Origin of the sequence: Escherichia sp. KCJ4928, assembly GCF_004352695.1 — a bacterium.
Lineage (GTDB): Bacteria > Pseudomonadota > Gammaproteobacteria > Enterobacterales > Enterobacteriaceae > ECMA0423.
The window spans coordinates 1-3,142 of record NZ_SJWV01000301.1 but is presented as its reverse complement, the minus strand read 5'-3'; the positions used below and the strand labels follow the sequence as shown (position 1 = coordinate 3,142).

The 3,142-nt window shown below is 54.1% G+C and carries 7 protein-coding genes; all 7 read left to right on the top strand.

Annotated elements, in window-relative coordinates:
- A partial coding sequence (gene traP / locus E0D98_RS22820; RefSeq protein ID WP_165941050.1) for a conjugal transfer protein TraP occupies positions 1-280 on the top strand: 280 nt, incomplete at its 5' end.
- A complete protein-coding gene (gene traQ, locus E0D98_RS22815; RefSeq protein WP_000987022.1) occupies positions 277-807 on the top strand; it encodes a conjugal transfer protein TraQ in 531 nt (176 codons plus the stop codon). The genes traP and traQ, both read left to right, overlap by 4 nt.
- Before the next feature lie 48 nt (positions 808-855).
- Positions 856-1,254 (top strand): DUF6750 family protein, encoded by a 399-nt coding sequence (locus E0D98_RS22810; protein ID WP_000086067.1) that lies wholly within the window; start codon positions 856-858, stop codon positions 1,252-1,254.
- A 56-nt stretch (positions 1,255-1,310) separates the two neighbouring features.
- Positions 1,311-1,562 (top strand): hypothetical protein, encoded by a 252-nt coding sequence (locus E0D98_RS28475; protein ID WP_001277575.1) that lies wholly within the window; start codon positions 1,311-1,313, stop codon positions 1,560-1,562.
- A complete protein-coding gene (locus E0D98_RS22800) occupies positions 1,477-2,295 on the top strand; it encodes a conjugal transfer protein TraT (protein ID WP_072148514.1) in 819 nt (272 codons plus the stop codon). The genes E0D98_RS28475 and E0D98_RS22800 overlap by 86 nt, the downstream gene beginning before the upstream one ends.
- Positions 2,296-2,353: 58 nt before the next feature.
- A complete protein-coding gene (locus tag E0D98_RS27440; protein ID WP_165941049.1) occupies positions 2,354-2,713 on the top strand; it encodes a hypothetical protein in 360 nt (119 codons plus the stop codon).
- The gene (locus E0D98_RS22790) at positions 2,713-3,084 is read left to right on the top strand and encodes a hypothetical protein (protein ID WP_131891094.1); all 372 of its coding nucleotides are present in this window, start codon (positions 2,713-2,715) and stop codon (positions 3,082-3,084) included. Before E0D98_RS27440 ends, E0D98_RS22790 begins: the two co-directional genes overlap by 1 nt.
- The last annotated feature ends 58 nt before the right edge of the window (positions 3,085-3,142 follow it).

The window sequence follows — 3,142 nt, the reverse complement described above, 5'->3', positions numbered from 1 at the left end:
AACCCGTCAGTTGCTTGATGAAACCCGTAAGCAGGTGCATGCCCTGCAGATGCAGGGACCACTGCAAATCCCGACCGGGAATAACGGCCAGTCAACGAAAACCCCGCCTTCCCGCCTGCAGGGCATGCAAATCATGTCGGTGGAAAAAGGAATGGCCTGGATCCGCTGGCAGGGTAGCGCCTGGGCAGTACGGGAAGGTGACAGGCTGGGGAATATCACCATCACCCGGATTGAACCGTCCAGCCGCTCAGTCATCACCTCTGCCGGTACATTACGATGATGAGCATTGATGCCCTGACAGCCATAGAGAACTTTGCCAGCGGTATATTCAGTGCAGGCATGGAGTTTCTCTTCACCTGGGGAGAGCTGCTGGGGATTATCGGCCTGATTGGTCATCTGATGCGCGCCCGGGCAGAAGGGCGTCACAGTATGGGACCGGGAAAATTTATCGCCGGTATCGTCATCTGCGGCATGCTGGTCGCCCTGCCATCCTTCATCAATGCCGGGGGTACCCAGATGGGATTCAGGGCAGATTCCTTCGGCCCTATCGCTTATGTACAACCAACCACCTTTGGTGCCGCTGCCGGTGCCGCCAATGCCATGCTCTCACTGGTAAAACTGGCCGGAGTGGGGTTTGCCATGAACGGCATTTCCATCTGGCGTAAATCCCTGCTGGACGGGCATACCGCCCTGAGCAGCAGTGAGTCCATCAGCAAAGGAAACGTCAAGTTTGTTGCCGGCGTTCTGCTGGTTTTTATCGATCGCGTCATCGATGCCTCTCTGGCGAGTCTTGGTCTCGCCTTCTGATCCACATTCATTTTCAGTCATTCAGTCTGTTAGTTAAGGAGACACTATATGTCACGATTCCGTGCCATGGCGGCGCGTCTGTGCGCTGCATTTATTTATGTTCAGTTATGCCTGGTGGCCTGCCGTGATCGGCTGATACGCCTGTTACTTCTGCTTCCCGTGATACTGCTGCCCCACACAGCGATGGCAAACACCCTATTCGATATGATCAAAACCGTTGGCGATGGTGCAAAAGGCTCCAGCAGTTCATTTGTGGCTATCGGTCAGGTTATTGGCCTGGTGCTCTTTATCGGCGGCCTGCTTGGCCTCAAACAAATCGGTAAAAAACCCGGTGCCGGGCTGGCCTGCCTGCTGTCAATTCTGGTCGGCCTCTGCCTTGCCGTCGTACCGGAACTGATGGGTAGCGGACAGAAAACGCTCGGTCTTTCTCCGGTTTCAATCAGTTAATCCGCAAAGGCACCGGGAAACCGGTGCCGTCTTCACACAATGAGGAGGACCAGACCATGTCCTGTGAGCTGCCCCCTTTCACCCTGCTCAGAACAGAGCACGGCAACGTGATTGCCCGCGACAACCGGGATAATCAGGAGTTTGTGTTTGCAGAATGTTATTCCACCGCCATCGCAGCACTGATTCTGGCTGCCGTCACCCTGTATACAGAGAGAAAAACGTATGAACAAAACACCGCCACTCATCGCCCCGGTCCGGGAACGCTGGCTTTTCCCGCTCCCGCAACCGGACACGGTATTCAGCGGTGAATCCCTGCTGCCACCACCCGTGCTCTCAACACCCGGACGCTGTCCCTGCTGTCGCAGGACCGTCACTCACCGCTTCATTCTGGAGGATTCATGGCCATTACAGCAGATGGCTGACACCTGCCGGGATACGGTCGTCCTGCTGGAAAAAAACCTCACCCGGGTGATGCGCCTGAAAAAACATCCGGTACCGGAAAACGCTGACGAAAAAAAGAAACACACCCGAACCCTGCAGGATGCGGAGCGGTCCCTGGCACAGGCCCGCCTGTCGGCCAGGCGACTGGCCCTGCGTCATGTGGAAAAGTCACAAATCGTCACAACAGATGCACTCAGCGAAAATGAAAGTGAACTGCTGCAGCCGGAAGGCCCGCCCTTTCATCTCTGTGCCTTCTGCCACGCCTGGCACTGCCTGAACGGCTACGCTGCAGCACAGGGGGTGATGGTCTGGCTCCCTGATTTGCATCCGGCCTCGGTGGTTGCTCTCAATGCACGGGCACTGAAGGAAATTTTCAGCGATGAGCGTAAGCGAGTCAGACAGGGACGGGCCGTACTGAATGCCCTGGTACAGAACCGCCTGGCCGTTGAGGAGAAATTTCGCACCTGGCGTCCGGCGGATTTTGCTGATGCACTGCGCCGCTGGCCGCCGGCACAGCGTAAAACGTTGCGGGAGAAAATGGACGGGGTGGCGCTCATTCTGCTGCCGGATTCGTTTCCTGACAAAAAGTACGTCATGTGACACACACCGCTGCCGGTGACGTTCTGCCGGCCCACATTCAACTGACAGAGGAACAAAAATGGATACCCACTCTGCCGGATATCAGTTTTCCGCAGATGCATTCCGGCGCTTTATTATCCGGACGCTGACTGACGATATTCCGCCTGACGGAGATGAAAAAGAGATTGCCCGGTTCATTCTCCGCCACCCGGCATTTAACGGCGGCTGGCTGCTCTTTCTGGCTGCAGAAATTCATGAAAGATCCCGTACCCATAACAGCATCACCGTCACAGTGAGCGTCGATAACTATCTCTCATGGATGGATATTGCCGTGTCCGGTCTCCCGGAATTACCGGATATGCCCTTCTGTGATTTTTTCATTCGCCGCCAGCAGTTTATTTATCCGGGTGTACCCCCGACAAAATCAGGAGAAGAATGATGAAAATTCACCGCATATCCCCGGAGACGCTTATAACACTCATCCTCGCACACCTGGCCGGAAAAGCTGACAGTACCGCCAAAGAAGAGCACCGGCTACTCCGTCGGTTCCTTCGGGATGATGACGGCAGGCTGGCCGGCATACTGCTGAATATTGCCGGAATACTTCAGTTCAACAGGGAATTAAGCGCCCGGCATAATTATCCGGCCACACCCCTGACTGAATTTTCATTAAGGAAACGGGGAAAACAACTTCATCTCTGTCTCTGCAGTCTCCGTTTCTTTTATATTCCTCCGGTATTTATACAAAACAAAAGAAGAAAATCTATTGTTGTACATCTTAATAAGATCACTTATCCGCCAGTAAATTAACTACGCTGACAGCGTGTTTCCACCTTATTACATTTTTATTATTAACTGTAATCACACA

Excerpts from the sequence above, each read along its gene's own strand:
- E0D98_RS22810 (WP_000086067.1), top strand. The coding sequence starts at position 856 with ATGTCACGATTCCGTGCCATGGCGGCGCGTCTGTGCGCTGCATTTATT.
- traQ (WP_000987022.1), top strand. The coding sequence starts at position 277 with ATGATGAGCATTGATGCCCTGACAGCCATAGAGAACTTTGCCAGCGGT.
- E0D98_RS22800 (WP_072148514.1), top strand. The coding sequence starts at position 1,477 with ATGAACAAAACACCGCCACTCATCGCCCCGGTCCGGGAACGCTGGCTT.
- E0D98_RS27440 (WP_165941049.1), top strand. The coding sequence starts at position 2,354 with ATGGATACCCACTCTGCCGGATATCAGTTTTCCGCAGATGCATTCCGG.
- E0D98_RS28475 (WP_001277575.1), top strand. The coding sequence starts at position 1,311 with ATGTCCTGTGAGCTGCCCCCTTTCACCCTGCTCAGAACAGAGCACGGC.
- E0D98_RS22790 (WP_131891094.1), top strand. The coding sequence starts at position 2,713 with ATGAAAATTCACCGCATATCCCCGGAGACGCTTATAACACTCATCCTC.